We start from the raw sequence: 16,180 nt of genomic DNA, 5'->3' as shown, positions 1-16,180 counted from the left end.
TGGCTGGAAACAGTAGGCCCCAAGGGGTCGCTTCAATCAAATTCGAATAACTTGAATTTAATTCAGGATCCCTGAAGTTAGTCGAGGTCGCCCATAGCGCCCGCCTCGGCCTCCAGCACGCCCAGGAAGGCGCGGGCCGCCGGGGGCAGCAGGCGCCGCGGGCGTGTCACAAGGTAGAGATGCCGCCGCGCCGCACTGTCGGCCAGCGGCAGGAAGGCCAATCCGTCCTCTTGCGGCACCGCCCTTCGGGGAAGAAGCGTCAGGCCCACCCCGCCACGCACCAGCGCCAGCAACGAGGCCGTGTTCGGCACCGACATCAGCGCGGCGTCCAGGATGGGGCCGAAATCGGCATCCTCGATCAGACCGCAGAGGCCGTTGGCGATGAAATCCCGACCGGCAAGATCGTTCCACCCGACCGCATCGCCCCGCAGGGCCAGATCATCGCCGGGTGCACAGACAACGCCGAACGGGTCCGAGAAGAGCAGCTTGCGCTCGAACCCCGGTCCCGCATTGATGCTGGCCAGGCCGATATCGGCGCGCTCGGCCTCCAGCTCGCGCTGAACCGAGGCGCTGTCCATGTCGCGCATGTCGATCCGCACCCGGGGATGATCGCGGCGGAAGCGGCGGATCACCTCGGGAAGGATGGCCGTTGCCACCGACGGCGTGACCGCCAGGCGCACCTGCCCATCCTCGGCCCGCGCCAGCCCCTCGATGGAGGCCACGGTGCGGCCGAAATGCTCGATCTCGCGCCGCGCCTCGGTGTAGACCATGTCGCCCAGCGGGGTCAGGCGCGACTTTCTCGCCGTCTCAAAAAGCGCGGCCCCGACGTGTTCCTCGAATTGCTTCAGCATCATGGAGACCGCCGACGGCGTTCGGCCAAGCTGGTTCGCGGCCTCGTTCAGGCTGCCCTGCTGCACCACCGCGCAGAAACAGCGCAGCATCTCGATCTTGATGGCCAATTTCAGTCTTTCTGAACTGGATTTCAGATAATGCATTTTGCCTTAATCGCGCTGCCCTGTCTACATGAGCGGTGACACCAGGCAGCTTGCACAGAAGGAAACCCCATGACCGGCAACCTCAGGAAACTCAGCGGCTCGGCCCGCTTCTCGGCCATCGCGGTCCACAACGGGCAGGTGCATCTTGCCGGGCAGGTCTCGCAGCTCAAGGATGGCGGCATCGCGGCCCAGTCCCAAGACGTCTTCGCCAAGGTCGACACGCTGCTCGCCGAGGCGGGCACCAGCCGCGAAAACCTGATCTCGGTGCAGATCTGGCTTGCGAACATGGACGACTATGCCGGGATGAACGCCGTCTGGGACGAATGGGTCGCCCCGGTGACACCGCCGACGCGCGTCTGCGTCGAGGCCCGCATGGCCCAGCCGCATTACCTGATCGAGGTTCTGGCCATCGCCGCGGAAAGCTGAGGCGCAAGCTGGCTTGCCCGGCCCCGGCGTTCGCACGCCGGATGCTGAGGGAACACCTGGACGGCCCCTGAAGGCCCCGCCCGTAACGGCGGGGCGTCTTCGTTCTGCTGGGTCTTCTGATATGAAAAGGAGGTGACCGGTCCTGGAAACAAAGCCGATCCGATCCTCGGAGACCTTTGCGCATCCGCCGGCAGCGGTCGCGATCATTCAGAATTTCCAAGGGGATAGTGGCGGAGAGACAGGGATTCGAACCCTGGGAGGGCTTGCACCCTCAACGGTTTTCGAGACCGCCCCGTTCGACCACTCCGGCACCTCTCCGCGTGACGGGGTGACTAATTTTTTTGTGCGGGCTGTGCAAGTCCCTTTTTCCGCCGATTGCCGCTTCTTTTGCCGGGGTGGCGTGTCGGGACATCTGGCCGTGGGCGGCGGGGTGCCTGCGGCGGGACCACGCGCGCGGGGGCGGGGACTTGCCTTCGGCCTCGCGGATGCCGAGATTTGCCTGTATCACCATTGCGCCCGCCGCCGGCAGCCCGCCGGCCCAACTGACCCGCGCCCGCCAACATCGATCGGAATACATGATGCTGAGCCGTCCCTTCGCTGCCCTCCTGCTTTCGCTGCCGCTGGCGAGCCTTTCGCCGCTGCCGGTGCCGACGGGGCTGTCGGGGCTGTCGGGCGCGGCCCATGCCGCGGCCGGTGCCCGGACGCCGGATGTGGCCGTTCAGCCGGGTCCGCGCCTGACACGGATGCTGGAGCTTCTGCGCATCGAGGAACTTCTGGAGATCCTGCGCGAGGAGGGGATCGATTATGCCCGCCTGGTGCGGGCCGAGATGTTCCCCGAGATCGCGGCCGGCCCCTGGGATGCGCGGATCGCGCGTATCTATGACGTGACCCGGATGCGGGGGCTGATCGAAACGGGCTTTGCCGCCAAGGGGGGCGATCAGGACGCTGAGGCCGGCACCACGATCGCCGCGCCCGCGCTAGAGCAGGCGGTCGAGTTCTTCTCGACCGATCTGGGCCAGCGCATCACCCGGCTGGAGATCGACGCCCGCCGCGCAATGCTGGACGAGATGGTCGAGCGGCAGGCCGCGCAGGACTATGCCCGCGTGATGGAGGAGGAGCCCGCCCGCCAGGCCCTGCTGGAAGAGTTCGTCGCCGCCAACGACCTGATCGAATCCAACGTGGTGGGCGGCATGAACTCCAACTACGCCTTCTACTCGGGTCTGTTGGACGGCGGCGCCTTTCCCTTCGATGTCAGCGAGGAACAGGTCCTGAGCGATGTCTGGTCCCAAGAAGACGAGATCCGTTCGGAAAGCGAGATCTGGATCTACTCCTATCTGAACCTGGCCTACCAGCCGCTCAGCAACGCCGAGATGGGCGACTATGTCGCCTTCTCGCGCTCGGACGCGGGGCGGGCCTTCAACCGGGCCTTGTTCGACGCCTTCGATCTTGTATTCAACACCATGTCCTACGATCTTGGACGGGCGGCCGGTAACAGCCTGCGCGGCGAGGAGCTTTAGGGGTATTCCGGCTTGACTTGCCGGCGCCGATTCCCCATAAGCCGGCATCTCTGCGGGGGCCTTGCGTCCCGGCAGGTCAATCATATGCAACGACAGCCCGACGAGGGCGCGCAGTCCGAGGTGTGGCCGTTATGGCCGCGGAAACATCCCGAACGACCCGAACGCGGGTCGATCATGGGGACCACAGGACGCGGAGAGACAAGGAAGACGCGATGTTTGCGGTCCTCAAGACCGGTGGCAAGCAGTACAAGGTGCAGAGCGGCGACGTTCTGCGTGTTGAGAAGCTGGCCGCCCAAGCGGGTGACACCGTTCAGTTCAACGACATCATGATGCTGGGTGGCGACAAGCCCGTGGTTGGCGCTCCGCTGATCTCCGGTGCGGCCGTGCAGGCCGAGGTCATCGACCAGATCAAGGGCGAGAAGGTCATCCATTTCGTCAAGCGCCGCCGGAAGCATTCGTCCAAGCGCACCAAGGGCCACCGCCAGCAACTGACCCTGCTGCGCGTGACCGAGATCCTGGCCGAAGGTGGCGACAAGTCGGGCGTCAAGGCCGCTGTCGGTGCCGGTTCGGTTGCCGGTGTTGCCGCTGCTGCCGCCGCGCCGAAGACCCCCGCCAAGAAGGCCGCCGCGCCCAAGGCTGAAAAGCCCAAGGCCGAGAAGAAGGCTGCTGCACCCAAGGCCGAGAAGAAGGCCGCCGCGCCCAAGGCCGCAAAGGCCGACGACAAGGCTGACGATCTCAAGAAGCTGTCGGGCGTTGGTCCCGCGCTTGAGAAGAAGCTGCACGAAGCCGGTGTCACCACCTTCGCACAGATCGCCGGCTGGTCCGCCGCCGACATCGCCGAGATGGACGAGAAGCTGTCCTTCAAGGGCCGCATCGAGCGCGAGGGCTGGGTCGACCAGGCCAAAGAGCTTACCAAAGGCTAAGGAGAGAGAAGCATGGCACATAAAAAAGCAGGCGGTTCATCCCGCAACGGCCGCGACTCTGCCGGCCGTCGCCTCGGCGTCAAGAAATTCGGTGGCGAAGCCGTCATCCCGGGCAACATCATCGTGCGTCAGCGCGGCACCAAGTGGTGGCCGGGCGAGGGCGTCGGCCTGGGCAAGGATCACACCATCTTCGCGACCGCCGAAGGTCACGTGACCTTCCACAAGGGTCTGAAGGGTCGCACCTTCATTTCGGTTATGCCAGCGGCCGAGGCCGCCGAGTAACCGCGATCGTCCGCACTCGACACAGTCAGGGATCGGCGGTCATCGCCGGTCCCTTTTCTCGTTTCGGGCAGCGGAGCAACGCTGGCCTCATCCCGGGCTGACCGGGGAGGGGCCGGGGCCGTGGGGCGGAGATCGCCCGCCCGCCATCCGGTCACGTCAATCAGGGAGAGCAATCTCGTGACGTTCCAGAACCAGATACCCGACCCCGGACCGGTCATCGAGACCGAGCGTTTCTGCCTGCGCCCGCCGCAGCAGTCCGATCTGGGCCTGCTTCAGATGTATACCGGCGACCGCCGGGTCGCCGAGGCAACCCGCTCGATCCCGCACCCGCTTCCGGAGGGGGCGACGCAGGCCTTCATCGACCGCGCCCGCGCGCCCGACCGGGTCGAGGACGTGTGGCTGCTGGATGCGACCCGGATCGGTGGTGGCGAGGTTCTGGGCTGCATCGGGCTGAAGCGGATGGACCGCAATCAGTCCGAGATTGCCTACTGGATCGCGCCGGCCATGTGGAACACAGGTCTTGCCACCGCCGCCGTGCGCGCCCTGCTTGAGGCCAACCCCCAGGGCTGCGCCAACATCTTCGCCGAGGTGCTGCAGGACAATCCCGCCTCGGCCCGGGTGCTGAGCAACTGTGGTTTCGCCTACCTGGGCGATGCCGAAACCTTCTCCGTGGCGCGCGGCGCCTCGGTGGCGACCTGGACGTATTCCAGAAAACTGGATTGAGGCCGGTGGCTTCGCTCGATAGGACATAAGCCATGCAATTTCTCGACCTCGCCAAAGTGTATATCCGATCCGGCGGCGGCGGCGGTGGTGCCGTCAGTTTCCGCCGCGAGAAATACATCGAATATGGCGGTCCCGACGGCGGTGACGGCGGCAAGGGCGGGTCGGTCGTGGCCGAGGCGGTCGAGGGTCTGAACACCCTGATCGACTTCCGCTACCAGCAGCATTTCTTCGCCAAGAACGGCGTGCCCGGCATGGGCAAGCAACGCACCGGCGCCGATGGCGAGGACGTGATCCTGCGGGTGCCCGTCGGCACCGAGATCCTTGACGAGGACGAGGAGACGGTGATCGCCGACCTGACCGAGGTCGGGCAGCGCGTGGTGCTGGCCAGGGGCGGCAACGGCGGCTTCGGCAACCTGCATTTCAAATCCTCGACCAACCAGGCGCCGCGCCGGGCCAACGCCGGCCAGCCGGGGGTGGAGCGCACGATCTGGCTGCGTCTGAAGCTGATCGCCGACGCGGGCCTGCTGGGCCTGCCCAACGCGGGCAAGTCGACCTTCCTTGCTGCCAGCTCCAACGCCCGGCCCAAGATCGCCGATTACCCCTTCACCACGCTGCACCCTAACCTCGGCGTCGTCGGCATCGACGAGGTCGAATTCGTGATGGCCGACATTCCCGGTCTGATCGAGGGCGCGCACGAGGGCAGGGGCATCGGCGACCGCTTTCTGGGCCATGTGGAACGCTGCTCGGTCCTGCTGCACTTGGTCGACGGCACCTCCGAGGATGTGGCCGAGGATTACCGCGTCATCATCCACGAGCTGGAATCCTATGGCGGGGCGCTGGCCGACAAGCCGCGTATCACGGCACTGAACAAGATCGACGCGCTGGACGACGAGGAGCGGGCCGAGAAGAAGGCCGCGCTTGAGGCCGCCACCGGCGGCAACGTCCTGATGATGTCCGGCGTCAGCCGCGAGGGCCTGCCCGAGGTGCTGCGCGCCGTGCGGGCGCGGATCGACGCCGACAAGCTCCGCCAGCGAAAGGCTGGCGAAGAGGAGCCCGAGTCGTGGCGGCCCTGAGCGACGCGCGCCGTCTGGTCGTCAAGATCGGCTCGGCCCTGCTGGTCGAGCGTGGCAGCCGCGCCCTGCGCCGTGAATGGCTGGAAGGCCTGGCCGCGGATGTGGCCGAACTGCGCGCCGCTGGAACCTCGGTGGTGCTGGTCTCGTCAGGCTCCATCGCGCTGGGGCGGGGGGTGCTGAACCTGCCCGAGGGACCCCTTGCGCTGGAACAGTCCCAGGCCGCCGCCGCCGTCGGGCAGATCGGCCTTGCCCGCGCCTACGAGGAGGCGTTGCAGCCCTACGGCTTTCCCACCGCGCAGGTGCTGCTGACCCTGGACGACTCGGCCAATCGCCGCCGCTACCTCAATATCCGGGCGACGCTGCAACAGCTTTTGAAGCTGGGCGCCATCCCCATCGTCAACGAAAACGACACCGTCGCCACCGACGAGATCCGCTTTGGCGACAACGACCGCCTGGCGGCGCAGGTCGCGCTGACCGTGGGCGCCGACCAGCTTGTGCTGCTGTCGGATGTGGACGGGCTTTATACCGCCGATCCCACCCGCGACCCCGATGCCCGTCACCTGCCGCAGGTCGACGCCATCACCCCCGAGATCGAGGCGATGGCCGGCGATCCGGTCTCGGGCCTGTCGAAGGGCGGGATGAAGACCAAGGTCATGGCCGCCAAGACCGCCACCGCGGGCGGCTGCGCCATGGCGATTGCCGAGGGGCGGGTGCTGCGCCCGCTTTCGGCCCTGCGCGACGGCGCGCGCGCCACCTGGTTCCTGCCCGAGCAGGATCCGACCACCGCGCGCAAAGGCTGGATCGCGGCGATGAAGACCCGGGGCGCCATCGGCGTTGACGCGGGCGCGGCGGCCGCGCTGGGGCAGGGCAAGTCGCTGCTGCCTGCCGGTGTGACCGGGGTCGAGGGGCGGTTTCACCGGGGCGACCTGGTCGAGATCCGTTCACCAGAGGGGTTGGTGCTGGGGGTCGGTCTGACCCGCTATGACACCGACGAGGCGCGGCGTATCATCGGCCTGCGCTCGGAAGAGATCGAGGACGTGCTGGGTTATCCGGGGCGGGCCGCGCTGATACACAGGGATGACATGGTGCTATGAACGACATGCAGAACATCGACGATATTCCCGCGCTGGTCCGTGCGATCGGTGCCCGCGCCTCGGCCGCCGCGCGGGAGCTGGCGACCGCCAGCTCCGAGCAGAAGGCCCGCGCCCTGCACGCAGCCGCCGATCGTATCCTGGCCGATCAGGACAGCATCCTTGCTGCCAACGCGCGCGACATGGACGCGGCCCGCGAGAAGGGCCTGAGCGGCGCGATGATCGACCGGCTGCTGCTGGACGAGGGGCGGATCGCTGCCATGGCCGAGGGCCTGCGCGCCGTCGCCGACCAACCCGACCCCATCGGCCAGGTCATCGCCGAGTGGGACATGGAGACCGGCCTGCACATCCAGCGCGTGCGCACGCCGCTGGGCGTCATCGGCGTGATCTACGAAAGCCGCCCCAACGTGACCGCCGACGCGGGCGCGCTTTGCGTCAAGGCCGGCAACGCGGTCATCCTGCGCGGCGGCAGCGAAAGCTTCCATTCCTCGGGCGCGATCCACGCCTGTCTTGCGGCCGGACTTGAGGCCGCGGGCCTTCCCGGCGACGCGATCCAGCGGGTGCCCGTCCGCGACCGTGAGGCCGTGGCCGAGATGCTGCGTCTGGTCGAGCATATCGATGTCATCGTGCCCCGCGGCGGCAAGGGGCTGGTCGGCCTGGTCCAGCGCGAGGCGCGGGTGCCGGTCTTTGCCCATCTGGAAGGCATCTGCCACGTTTATGTCGACGCCTCCGCCGATCCCGAGAAGGCGGTCGAGGTGGTGCTGAACGCCAAGACCCGGCGCACCGGGATCTGCGGCGCCGCCGAGTGTCTTCTGGTCCATCGCGACATCGCCGAAGGGCTGGGCCAGCGCATCGTCGACCGGTTGATGGAAGCAGGGGTTGAGGTCCGGGCGGGCGCTGGCCTGCGCGGCTCCGTGCCTGCATCCGAGGATGATTTCGGCAAGGAATTCCTGGACATGATCATCGCGGCGAAGGTCGTGGATGATGTCGATGGCGCCATCGCCCATATCCGCGAATATGGCTCTAATCATACCGAATGCGTGCTGGCCGAGGATGACGCCGTGGCCGATCGCTTCATGCAGCGTCTCGACAGCGCGATCCTGATGCGCAACGCCTCGACCCAGTTCGCCGACGGCGGGGAGTTCGGGATGGGCGCCGAGATCGGCATCGCCACCGGCAAGCTGCACGCCCGCGGTCCCGTGGGTGCCGAACAGCTGACCAGCTTCAAGTATCTGGTGCGGGGCGACGGCACGCTGCGCCGCTGAGGCCGCAGGTCGCGGTGCGCTAGGGGTCCGGGCTGTTCCGGCTCCCTAGAGCGCCAGGCTGATCCCTTCGGGCCCCCAGGCCTCTTTCGGGGTGCGGCGCAGGGCGTCCAGATGGGCGCCCAGCATGGCGAAGTGGATCTGGGCAGGCTCGGGCTGTGCGACGTGGTCCGCGCGGTCCCGCCCCGCGCTCAGCAGGTCCCAGCAGGCCGCGTCGCGGGATGTCGCCTCACCATGGCCGCGCAGCACGATCCCGTCCGAGCTTTCCAGCTCCAGCCGGCCACCGTGGGGCAGGGCCGTCTCCAGGCAGAGAAGGCCAAGTATCGCGCCCTTGGCCTCGTCGCGGGTCAGGTTGCGCGCACCCTGCCAGTCCACGCCGAACCGCTCTCCGGCGAAATAGCCTTCGAGGATCTCGGCAAGTTCTTCGCGCGGGACCGGCTGGCTGAGGTCCGAGGGTCCGAAGGCCAGCCGGAAGGCCCGCAGCCGCGCCGAGGCGCTGGCCACGCTTTGCAGGATCAGGTCCACCTCGGGCCCGGCAACGCCGGTCAGCTCCAAAAGCTCCAGACCATTGCCGATTGCCCCCAGAGGGCTGATAATGTCATGGCAGATCCGTGTGCCGACGCTTGTCGCAAGATCCGATGTGCGGTTCATGTCTATTCCGTCAATGAAAGTGGCGCCAAATGAGTGAGTTGAACGAGTTCCTTGAACCCGGCATGCTGGTCCGCAACCCGGCCTGCCCCGACTGGGGACTTGGGCAGGTGCAATCCAACATCAACGGGCGCATCACGGTCAATTTCGAGGAATGCGGCAAGGTCGTCCTGAACGGCGCCCGGGTCCAGCTGGAAATCGTTTTCGAAACCTGATCTATTCTTTCCGAGTAAATGATTAGCCAAAGCTTAACAGAAGCGGGTCCCGAATCCAGCCGCGCGGTGCCCGTTGCCCGCAAGCACGGGTTGCCAAAATTTGCGCCCCTCACTAGAACCCTCGTGGCAGAACAATAATATATACGGCCCAATGAGCCTTCTATCGCGGCACCCATCCTACAAGGTCCGACTGGCCGAGACCGAACAGGACCTCCTGGCGGCGCAGCGGCTGCGGTATGACGTCTTCGTCACCGAGCTTGGGGGCGACGGGCCGATGATCGATCACGCCAACCGGCTGGAGCGGGACCGGTTCGATCCCTTTTATGACCACCTGCTGCTGATCGACACCGATCGCGATCCCGAGGGGCTGGACCATGTGGTTGGCGTCTACCGCCTGCTGACCAGCGAACGGGCCGAGGAGCTGGGCGAGTTCTACACCGACGGGGAATATGACCTCGCCCCCCTGCGCGCCAGCGGGCGGCGCCTGCTGGAACTGGGGCGTTCCTGCGTTGCGGCGGCCCATCGGGGCGGCACGGGCATGTTCCACCTGTGGAACGGTCTGGGCGAGTATGTAGCCGAAAGGCATATAGAAATTCTCTTCGGCGTTGCCAGCTTCCACGGCACGGACGTGGCCGCATTGGCGCAACCGCTGTCGCTGCTGCATCACAATCACCTGGCCCCCGAGGATCTGCGCGTGACGGCCCGGGACGGGGTGTCGATGGACCTTCTGCCGCCCGAGCAGATCGACCGCCTTGCCGCCATGCGCCAGGTCCCGGCGCTGGTGAAGGCCTACCTGCGGCTGGGCGGTTTCGTCGGCAGCGGCGCCTACGTCGATCGGGAATTCAATACCACCGACGTCTGCCTGCTGGTCGATACGGCCCGCATGTCCACGCGGCACCGAGATTTCTATTCCCGGGGGCGGGGCGCGTGACCCCAACCTGGCGCTCGGACGAGCCGGAGCCGCGCCCGGCCAGCCCCCGGGGCGCCCAGTGGCTGAGGGTCGCGCTGAAGGGCACGGCACTGGGTGTGGTGATCTTCGGGGGGCTGGGCCTGCTACTGGCCTTGCGGCTGCTGGAGCGCCCGCTCTGCGGTGTCCGCCGGCCCGTCACGCCCTATGTGACCCAAGCCGTCTGCCGCGCCTTCTTCGCAATCCTGGGAATGACGCACCGGACAGCCGGCAAACCTGCATCCAAAGCCGGAGCCGTGGTCGCCAACCACTCTTCCTGGTTGGATATTTTCGCCCTCAACGCCCGGCAGAACATCTACTTCGTTTCAAAGGCCGAGGTCGCGGCCTGGCCCGGCATCGGGTGGCTGGCGCGGGCGACCGGGACGGTCTTCATCAGCCGCCGCGCCCGGGACGCGGCCCAACAAAAGAGCCTGTTTCACGCCCGTTTGCAGGCCGGCCACAAGCTGTTGTTCTTCCCCGAGGGGACCAGCTCGGACGGGCTTCGGGTTCTGCCATTCAAATCAACGCTCTTTGGCGCTTTCTTCGCGGATGAATTGAGGGATGGGCTGGAAATACAGCCGGTCACCCTGTGTTATACCGCGCCCCCGGGGGCCGATCCGCGCTTCTATGGCTGGTGGGGCGACATGGAGTTCGGCGAGCATCTGCTGGCGATGTTGGCTGCACCGCGCCACGGCGCGGTCACGGTCACCTACCACGCGCCGGTCAAGGTCAACGCCCACGGGGACCGCAAGCAGCTTGCGGCCCGGCTGGAGCAGGCGGTGCGGGACGGAATGGGTTAGCGGATGCGCGCCAGCAGGTCGCGCAGCGCCTTGACCGGATCCTCGGGCAGCCAGACCTCGTCACTCAGTGCGAAGAAGTCGGTGTAAGGGGCCAGCTCGGTGAATTTCTCCGGGGTGATGCCCCCCTCGGCCACGACGGGAACCTCGATGGTTTCGGACCACCAGGCGAACAGGTCAGTCTCGGCGGTGCGGGCATCGTCCAGCGCCGTGTCCGAGACGGGGCCGAAGGCGACATAGTCGGCGCCCGCCTCGCCGGCGTTCAGACCGTCATGGCGCGAATGGCCGCAGAAGCTGCCGACGATGGCGTCGGCGCCCAGTTCCTTGCGCGCGTCGCGCACCGAGCGGGTGGCGTCGGGCAGGTGGACCCCGTCGAGGCCCAGCCGCTCGGCCAGCTTGAGATGCGAGTCGATCACGATCGCCACGTCGCGGGCATGGCACACCTTGCGCAGGCTGTCGGCGGCGGTGGCGATCCGGTCCTCGTCCCGGGTCGACAGGCCGATGCGCACGCAGGCGATGGCCTCTGCGTCAAGAACGCGGGCCAGCTTGTCTGCGTAGGTGGACAATTCGATCTCGGACGGGGTCACAAGATAGATCTGGGGCAGTTCGTCTTCGGCCATGTCACGCATCCGTCCGGGTTGTTTCGCCCACCCTATAACCGCAGCCGCCGCGCTTGACCATCGGGGTTGATGGGGCCCGCACCGGTGATCGGGGGTGTCCGGTAGGCGCCGGCAGGATGCGCGACCGGGCACGCCGGTCTTGTCACCCGGGCGGGCCGGGCGTATCAGGCCCCCGCCCGCGACACCTGCCGCGGGGATCACGCGAGGACTTGTCATGGCCGGAACCGATCACAGCGAAGCTGCCAACACCTGGGGCGGACCCCAGCCGACGGTCGTGCTGGTGCGCCCGCAGATGGGCGAGAACATCGGCGGAGCGGCCCGGGCGATGTGGAACTTCGGGCTGGAGCGGATGCGCCTTGTCGATCCGCGCGATGGCTGGCCCAACCCGCGTGCTGCCGCGACCGCCTCGGGGGCGGCGCGGGTGCTGGACAATGTCGGCGTCTACGACACCACCGCCGATGCGCTGGCCGATTGCCACTTCGTGCTGGCCACCACCGCCCGCAGCCGTGATCTGACCAAGGAGGTTCTGACCCCCGAGGAGGCCATGCGCCGCACCCGCACCCTGATCGGGCAGGGCCAGAAGGTGGGGCTTTTGTTCGGGCCGGAACGGGCAGGGCTTGAGAACGACGATATCGCGCGGGCCAATGCCATCGTCTCGGTGCCGGTCAATCCGGCCTTCGCCTCGTTGAACCTGGCGCAATGCGTGCTGCTGATGGCCTATGAATGGCGCCGCCAGGATGACGGCGCGGCCCCCTCGGGCGACATGGGCCGATCGCGCCCCGCCGAGGCGATCGAGGTCGAAAAGCTACAGGAGCACCTGGAGGAGCGGCTGGAGCAGGCGAATTTCTTCTTCCCCGAGCACAAGGCCGCCTCGATGCGGCTGAACCTTCGCAACATGCTCAGCCGGATGCCACTGACCCTGGCCGACGTCCAGATCTTCCACGGCATCCTGCGTGCCCTGGCGCGGCGGCGCGAGAATGACGGCGCCTGAAGCCGAACCCGAACCCGAACGCCACGGCCCCGGGGCACCGTGTCGCGCCCGACCGGCGGCGCTTGAAGCCCCGGGGCGCGGCACCTAATCTGCCCGGCGACATATCTGTCGCGCCTGTCGCGCCCTCCAACGGCACCGGATCCGTTCCTGCCGCAAGCCCTCCCGGAGACGAAGCATGACCACCAAACGCAGCATATTCGAGGATGTCCCCGCCGAAAGCAGCCCCCGCGGGCGGCCCCAGGGCGAGGGTCCCGGCCCGGGGCTGATCGACCGGGGCACCGGGCGCGGTCGTCGCGCGACGCGGATCTGGCTTTTCATCCTGTTCGCGATGGTCGTCGTGATGATCGCCGTGGGCGGGCTGACCCGGCTGACCGACAGCGGCCTGTCGATCACCGAGTGGCGCCCTGTCAGCGGCGCCCTGCCGCCCATGAGCATCGAGGCCTGGCAGGTCGAGTTCGACAAGTATCGTGCCACCCCCGAATATCGCCTTCAGAACCAGGGCATGAGCATGGCCGAGTTCCAGTTTATCTATTGGTGGGAATGGGGCCACCGGCAGCTTGGCCGCGCCATCGGGCTGGTCTGGGCGCTGGGTCTGGGCCTGCTGTGGGCCACGGGGCGCATCCCGCGCGACTGGACCGGGCGGCTTCTGCTGCTGGGGGCGCTTGGCGGCGCACAGGGCGCCGTGGGCTGGTGGATGGTCTCCTCGGGGCTTGAGGGCTCGATGCTGGACGTGGCCTCCTACCGGCTGGCGACACACCTGGGGCTGGCCTTCGTCATCCTGGGCGTGATCGCCTGGTTTGCCTTCAAGCTGGGCCGGCAGTCGGGCGACCTTCTTCAGGCCCGGCGCCATGGCGAGGCCAAGCTGTTCGGGATGAGCACTGGATTGATGCATTTCGCCTTCCTGCAGATCCTGCTGGGCGCGCTGGTGGCAGGCATCGACGCCGGGCGCACCTATACCGACTGGCCCTTGATGGCGGGCGAGTTCCTGCCCCCCGATCCGCTGGACCTTGCACCGGTGTGGCGCAACTTCTTCGAGAACGAGGGGCTGGTTCAGTTCCTGCACCGGATGGCGGGGTATCTTCTGTTCATCTACGGGCTGGTTGTCTGGCGGCGCAGCCGCTCCAGCGGCAATGACGGCACGCGCCGCGCCTTCGACATGATGGCGGGGATGATGGTGGTGCAAGTGTTGCTGGGCATCGCCACGGTGATCGCCGCGGCGCCCTGGCACCTGGGACTTCTGCACCAGTTGGGGGCGGTGACGCTGTGGGTGCTGATCCTGCGCGCGCGGTTCCTCTCCCGCTATCCCCAGCGGCAAAACCTGCGCGGCAAGGGGGCCACGGCGTGAGCGGTGCAGAGGCGCTGGTCAACCTGCGCGACCATGACCGGGTGACCGGCGCGCTGGCGCAGGTCGCGGGCCGCCTTGGCTGGGACCAGGAAACCGTGATGCCCCGGGGCGCCGCCGCCCAGCGGGGCGACGAGATGGCGGCGATGGAGGCGGTGCTGCATGCCCGCCGCTCGGACCCGCGGCTGGGCGAATGGCTGGCGGCGGCCGACACACAGGCGGCCGAGGCCCAGGACAAGGGCCTGCTGCGCCAGATCGCCCTTTATCACGACCGGGCCTGTCGCGTGCCCGGCGAACTGGCGTCCGAGCTGGCCCGTGTCACCAGCCTAGCCCAGGGCGTCTGGGCCGAGGCTCGCGCCGCCGAGGATGTCGCCGCCTTCCTGCCGACCCTGTCGCGGGTGGTCGAACTGCGGCGCGAGGAGGCCGATGCGCTGAGCGCGGGGCGCGACCTTGCCCCCTATGATGCGCTGTTGAACGATTACGAACCCGGCGCCACCCAGGAAACCTTGGGCGCCATGTTCGACGCCCTGCGCCCGGGACTGGTGCAGCTGCGCGAGGCGATCGCCGGCTCGGGCATCGAAACCCCGACGCTGCCCGAACATCGCTTCGAGCCTGAGGTGCAGCTTGCCCTGGCCTCCGAGATAGCCGGCGTTTTCGGCTATGACCTCAGCCGGGGTCGGCTGGATCGCGCCGTGCATCCGTTTTCCAGCGGTTCGGGCGCGGATGTGCGCATCACCACCCGCACCGATGCCACCGATCCGTTCAACTGCCTTTATTCCACGATCCACGAGGTCGGGCACGCCTGCTACGAGCAGACGGTCGCGCCGGAGTTCGCGCTGTCGGCGCTGGGGCAGGGTGCCTCGATGGGCGTTCACGAAAGCCAAAGCCGGATCTACGAGAACCAGCTGGGGCGCAGCCGCGCCTTCACCGGCTGGCTTTACGGTCGGATGCGCGACACGTTCGGGGATTTCGGCGTGGCCGACCCCGAGACGTTCTACCGGATCGTCAACCGCGTCGCCCCCGGCCATATCCGCACGGAGGCCGACGAGGTTCATTACAACCTGCACGTGATGCTGCGCTTCGATCTGGAGCGGCGGCTGATCGACGGCAGCCTTGCCGTGGGCGATCTGGAAGAGACCTGGAACAGCCGGTTTGCCAGCGATTTCGGGATCGCGGTCGATCGGCCGTCCCACGGACTGTTGCAGGATGTGCATTGGTCGGTCGGTCTTTTCGGCTACTTCCCCACCTACACGCTGGGCAATGTCTATGCCGGATGCCTCAATGCCGCGATGCGCCGGGACCTGCCTGACCTGGACGCGGCGCTGGCGCGGGGCGAGACCGGGGAGGCGACCACCTGGCTGGGCCGCAACCTTCAGCAATACGGTGCCCTGCATCAGCCGCGCGCATTGATCGAGCTGGCCACCGGCAAGCCGCCCGAGGTGGCGCCGCTGCTGGAATACCTAAGGGCAAAGTTCGGGGATCTTTACGGGCTGAAGCTCGACTAGGGGTCTATTCAGGCGCGTCCTGTTCCCAGCGGGGCGCGCGCTTTTCGACAAAGGCGCCCATTCCCTCGATCGCGTCGGCGTGACCCAGATTCTCGACCATGATGCGGCCGGTCAACGCGTAGGCTTCTTCAAGCGGCAGCTCCAGTTGCTGATAGAAGCCGCGCTTGCCCATCCGCACCACCGGCCCCGACTTGGCCGCGACCATCTCGGCCAGCTCGCGGGTCCGCCGGGTCAGCTCGGGGGCGGGCACGGCGCGGTTCACCAAACCCAGCTCCACCGCGCGGGCAGTATCGATGAAGCCGCCGGTTGTCAGCATCTCGAACGCCGCCTTGCGTGGCACGTTGCGCGACAGGGCGACCATCGGGGTCGAACAGAAAAGACCAATGTTGACGCCGTTGACGCCGAACCTGACATCCTCGGCCGCGATCGCCATGTCGCAGGTGGCCACAAGCTGACAGCCCGCCGCCGTTGCCACGCCCTGGACCTCGGCGATCACCGGCTGGGGCAGATCGCGGATCTGCAGCATCACGTTGGTGCAGCGCGCGAAGAGGTCGGCGAAGGCCTTGGCACCGCCGTCGGGCGCCTGGCGGGCGGCGGTCATCTCGCGCAGGTCATGGCCGCCGCAAAAGGCCTTGCCGCGCGCGGCCAGTACGACGGCGCGGATCGCGGGATCTTCGGCCAGATTGTCAAGGCGTCGGGCCAGCGCCCCCAGCATGGCGTCCGACAAGGCGTTGACCCGGCCGGGGTCGTTCAGCGTCAGCCGCGCCACGGCGCCATTGTCCTCGCGCTCCACCAGATCGTGCATCTTGCCCTCCCGCGTGATC

Annotated in this window: 18 protein-coding genes and 1 tRNA gene; 14 read left to right on the top strand and 5 right to left on the bottom strand. The window is 67.4% G+C overall.

Annotated elements, in window-relative coordinates; genetic code table 11:
* Positions 1 to 77: 77 nt before the first annotated feature.
* Entirely contained in the window at positions 78 to 959 is an 882-nt protein-coding gene (locus tag CLV77_RS07510) for a LysR family transcriptional regulator (RefSeq protein ID WP_076978562.1), read from the bottom strand.
* Positions 960 to 1,064: 105 nt separating this feature from the next.
* On the opposite strand from CLV77_RS07510, the gene CLV77_RS07505 reads away from it, so the two are divergent.
* Positions 1,065 to 1,421 (top strand): RidA family protein, encoded by a 357-nt coding sequence (locus CLV77_RS07505; RefSeq protein WP_076978563.1) that lies wholly within the window; start codon positions 1,065 to 1,067, stop codon positions 1,419 to 1,421.
* 228 nt (positions 1,422 to 1,649) lie between these two features.
* Here CLV77_RS07505 and CLV77_RS07500 read toward each other — a convergent pair.
* A tRNA-Ser gene (locus CLV77_RS07500) sits at positions 1,650 to 1,739 on the bottom strand.
* A gap of 260 nt (positions 1,740 to 1,999) precedes the next feature.
* Between CLV77_RS07500 and CLV77_RS07495 the strand changes: the two genes are divergently transcribed.
* From CLV77_RS07495 to CLV77_RS07465, 7 genes are all read left to right on the top strand, one after another.
* Positions 2,000 to 2,938 carry a DUF2059 domain-containing protein gene (locus tag CLV77_RS07495; protein WP_143815089.1) on the top strand — a complete coding sequence of 313 codons (939 nt, stop codon included), beginning with the start codon at positions 2,000 to 2,002 and terminating at the stop codon, positions 2,936 to 2,938.
* 212 nt (positions 2,939 to 3,150) lie between these two features.
* Complete coding sequence (locus CLV77_RS07490; RefSeq protein WP_076978565.1) at positions 3,151 to 3,861, top strand: 50S ribosomal protein L21; 711 nt, start codon at positions 3,151 to 3,153, stop codon at positions 3,859 to 3,861.
* Between the two features lie 12 nt (positions 3,862 to 3,873).
* Positions 3,874 to 4,143, top strand: a complete 270-nt coding sequence (rpmA, locus tag CLV77_RS07485; protein ID WP_076978566.1) for a 50S ribosomal protein L27 — start codon at positions 3,874 to 3,876, stop codon at positions 4,141 to 4,143.
* Between the two features lie 177 nt (positions 4,144 to 4,320).
* A complete protein-coding gene (locus CLV77_RS07480) occupies positions 4,321 to 4,866 on the top strand; it encodes a GNAT family N-acetyltransferase (protein ID WP_100339207.1) in 546 nt (181 codons plus the stop codon).
* 32 nt (positions 4,867 to 4,898) lie between these two features.
* Complete coding sequence (obgE, locus tag CLV77_RS07475) at positions 4,899 to 5,939, top strand: GTPase ObgE (protein WP_076978567.1); 1,041 nt, start codon at positions 4,899 to 4,901, stop codon at positions 5,937 to 5,939.
* Complete coding sequence (gene proB, locus CLV77_RS07470; protein WP_076978568.1) at positions 5,927 to 7,033, top strand: glutamate 5-kinase; 1,107 nt, start codon at positions 5,927 to 5,929, stop codon at positions 7,031 to 7,033. The genes obgE and proB overlap by 13 nt, the downstream gene beginning before the upstream one ends.
* Before the next feature lie 5 nt (positions 7,034 to 7,038).
* Positions 7,039 to 8,295 carry a glutamate-5-semialdehyde dehydrogenase gene (locus CLV77_RS07465; protein WP_076980912.1) on the top strand — a complete coding sequence of 419 codons (1,257 nt, stop codon included), beginning with the start codon at positions 7,039 to 7,041 and terminating at the stop codon, positions 8,293 to 8,295.
* 45 nt (positions 8,296 to 8,340) lie between these two features.
* Here the strand turns inward: CLV77_RS07465 and CLV77_RS07460 are convergent, their stop codons facing one another.
* Positions 8,341 to 8,943, bottom strand: coding sequence for a histidine phosphotransferase family protein (locus CLV77_RS07460; RefSeq protein WP_076978569.1), 603 nt, complete (start codon positions 8,941 to 8,943; stop codon positions 8,341 to 8,343).
* 29 nt (positions 8,944 to 8,972) lie between these two features.
* Between CLV77_RS07460 and CLV77_RS07455 the strand changes: the two genes are divergently transcribed.
* From CLV77_RS07455 to olsA, 3 genes are all read left to right on the top strand, one after another.
* A complete protein-coding gene (locus tag CLV77_RS07455) occupies positions 8,973 to 9,155 on the top strand; it encodes a DUF3553 domain-containing protein (protein WP_100053039.1) in 183 nt (60 codons plus the stop codon).
* Positions 9,156 to 9,306: 151 nt separating this feature from the next.
* Positions 9,307 to 10,086: an L-ornithine N(alpha)-acyltransferase gene (gene olsB / locus CLV77_RS07450; protein WP_076978571.1), complete on the top strand. Its 780-nt coding sequence runs from the start codon at positions 9,307 to 9,309 to the stop codon at positions 10,084 to 10,086.
* Positions 10,083 to 10,901 carry a lyso-ornithine lipid O-acyltransferase gene (gene olsA / locus CLV77_RS07445; protein ID WP_076978572.1) on the top strand — a complete coding sequence of 273 codons (819 nt, stop codon included), beginning with the start codon at positions 10,083 to 10,085 and terminating at the stop codon, positions 10,899 to 10,901. The genes olsB and olsA overlap by 4 nt, the downstream gene beginning before the upstream one ends.
* On the opposite strand, the gene CLV77_RS07440 is transcribed toward olsA, so the two are convergent.
* Entirely contained in the window at positions 10,898 to 11,518 is a 621-nt protein-coding gene (locus CLV77_RS07440) for a thiamine phosphate synthase (RefSeq protein ID WP_076978573.1), read from the bottom strand. The two genes, olsA and CLV77_RS07440, sit on opposite strands and share 4 nt — an antisense overlap.
* 214 nt (positions 11,519 to 11,732) lie before the next feature.
* Between CLV77_RS07440 and CLV77_RS07435 the strand changes: the two genes are divergently transcribed.
* The 3 genes from CLV77_RS07435 to CLV77_RS07425 all read left to right on the top strand — a co-directional run bounded on the left by CLV77_RS07435 (position 11,733) and on the right by CLV77_RS07425 (position 15,356).
* Complete coding sequence (locus CLV77_RS07435) at positions 11,733 to 12,509, top strand: RNA methyltransferase (RefSeq protein ID WP_076978574.1); 777 nt, start codon at positions 11,733 to 11,735, stop codon at positions 12,507 to 12,509.
* A 175-nt stretch (positions 12,510 to 12,684) separates the two neighbouring features.
* A complete protein-coding gene (gene ctaA, locus CLV77_RS07430; protein WP_076978575.1) occupies positions 12,685 to 13,854 on the top strand; it encodes a heme A synthase in 1,170 nt (389 codons plus the stop codon).
* Positions 13,851 to 15,356, top strand: a complete 1,506-nt coding sequence (locus tag CLV77_RS07425) for a carboxypeptidase M32 (protein WP_233128128.1) — start codon at positions 13,851 to 13,853, stop codon at positions 15,354 to 15,356. Before ctaA ends, CLV77_RS07425 begins: the two co-directional genes overlap by 4 nt.
* A 4-nt stretch (positions 15,357 to 15,360) precedes the next feature.
* Here CLV77_RS07425 and CLV77_RS07420 read toward each other — a convergent pair whose 3' ends face one another.
* A complete protein-coding gene (locus CLV77_RS07420) occupies positions 15,361 to 16,161 on the bottom strand; it encodes an enoyl-CoA hydratase (RefSeq protein WP_076980914.1) in 801 nt (266 codons plus the stop codon).
* Between the last annotated feature and the right edge of the window lie 19 nt (positions 16,162 to 16,180).

The sequence above is a fragment of the Brevirhabdus pacifica genome, assembly GCF_002797755.1.
GTDB lineage: Bacteria > Pseudomonadota > Alphaproteobacteria > Rhodobacterales > Rhodobacteraceae > Brevirhabdus > Brevirhabdus pacifica.
This window is presented reverse-complemented; position numbering and strand designations above follow the sequence as displayed.

Excerpts from the sequence above, each read along its gene's own strand:
- rpmA (WP_076978566.1), top strand. The coding sequence starts at position 3,874 with ATGGCACATAAAAAAGCAGGCGGTTCATCCCGCAACGGCCGCGACTCT.
- CLV77_RS07435 (WP_076978574.1), top strand. The coding sequence starts at position 11,733 with ATGGCCGGAACCGATCACAGCGAAGCTGCCAACACCTGGGGCGGACCC.
- CLV77_RS07440 (WP_076978573.1), bottom strand. The coding sequence starts at position 11,518 with ATGGCCGAAGACGAACTGCCCCAGATCTATCTTGTGACCCCGTCCGAG.
- obgE (WP_076978567.1), top strand. The coding sequence starts at position 4,899 with ATGCAATTTCTCGACCTCGCCAAAGTGTATATCCGATCCGGCGGCGGC.
- CLV77_RS07465 (WP_076980912.1), top strand. The coding sequence starts at position 7,039 with ATGCAGAACATCGACGATATTCCCGCGCTGGTCCGTGCGATCGGTGCC.
- CLV77_RS07420 (WP_076980914.1), bottom strand. The coding sequence starts at position 16,161 with ATGCACGATCTGGTGGAGCGCGAGGACAATGGCGCCGTGGCGCGGCTG.
- CLV77_RS07490 (WP_076978565.1), top strand. The coding sequence starts at position 3,151 with ATGTTTGCGGTCCTCAAGACCGGTGGCAAGCAGTACAAGGTGCAGAGC.
- CLV77_RS07495 (WP_143815089.1), top strand. The coding sequence starts at position 2,000 with ATGCTGAGCCGTCCCTTCGCTGCCCTCCTGCTTTCGCTGCCGCTGGCG.
- CLV77_RS07505 (WP_076978563.1), top strand. The coding sequence starts at position 1,065 with ATGACCGGCAACCTCAGGAAACTCAGCGGCTCGGCCCGCTTCTCGGCC.
- ctaA (WP_076978575.1), top strand. The coding sequence starts at position 12,685 with ATGACCACCAAACGCAGCATATTCGAGGATGTCCCCGCCGAAAGCAGC.
- CLV77_RS07455 (WP_100053039.1), top strand. The coding sequence starts at position 8,973 with ATGAGTGAGTTGAACGAGTTCCTTGAACCCGGCATGCTGGTCCGCAAC.
- olsB (WP_076978571.1), top strand. The coding sequence starts at position 9,307 with ATGAGCCTTCTATCGCGGCACCCATCCTACAAGGTCCGACTGGCCGAG.
- CLV77_RS07460 (WP_076978569.1), bottom strand. The coding sequence starts at position 8,943 with ATGAACCGCACATCGGATCTTGCGACAAGCGTCGGCACACGGATCTGC.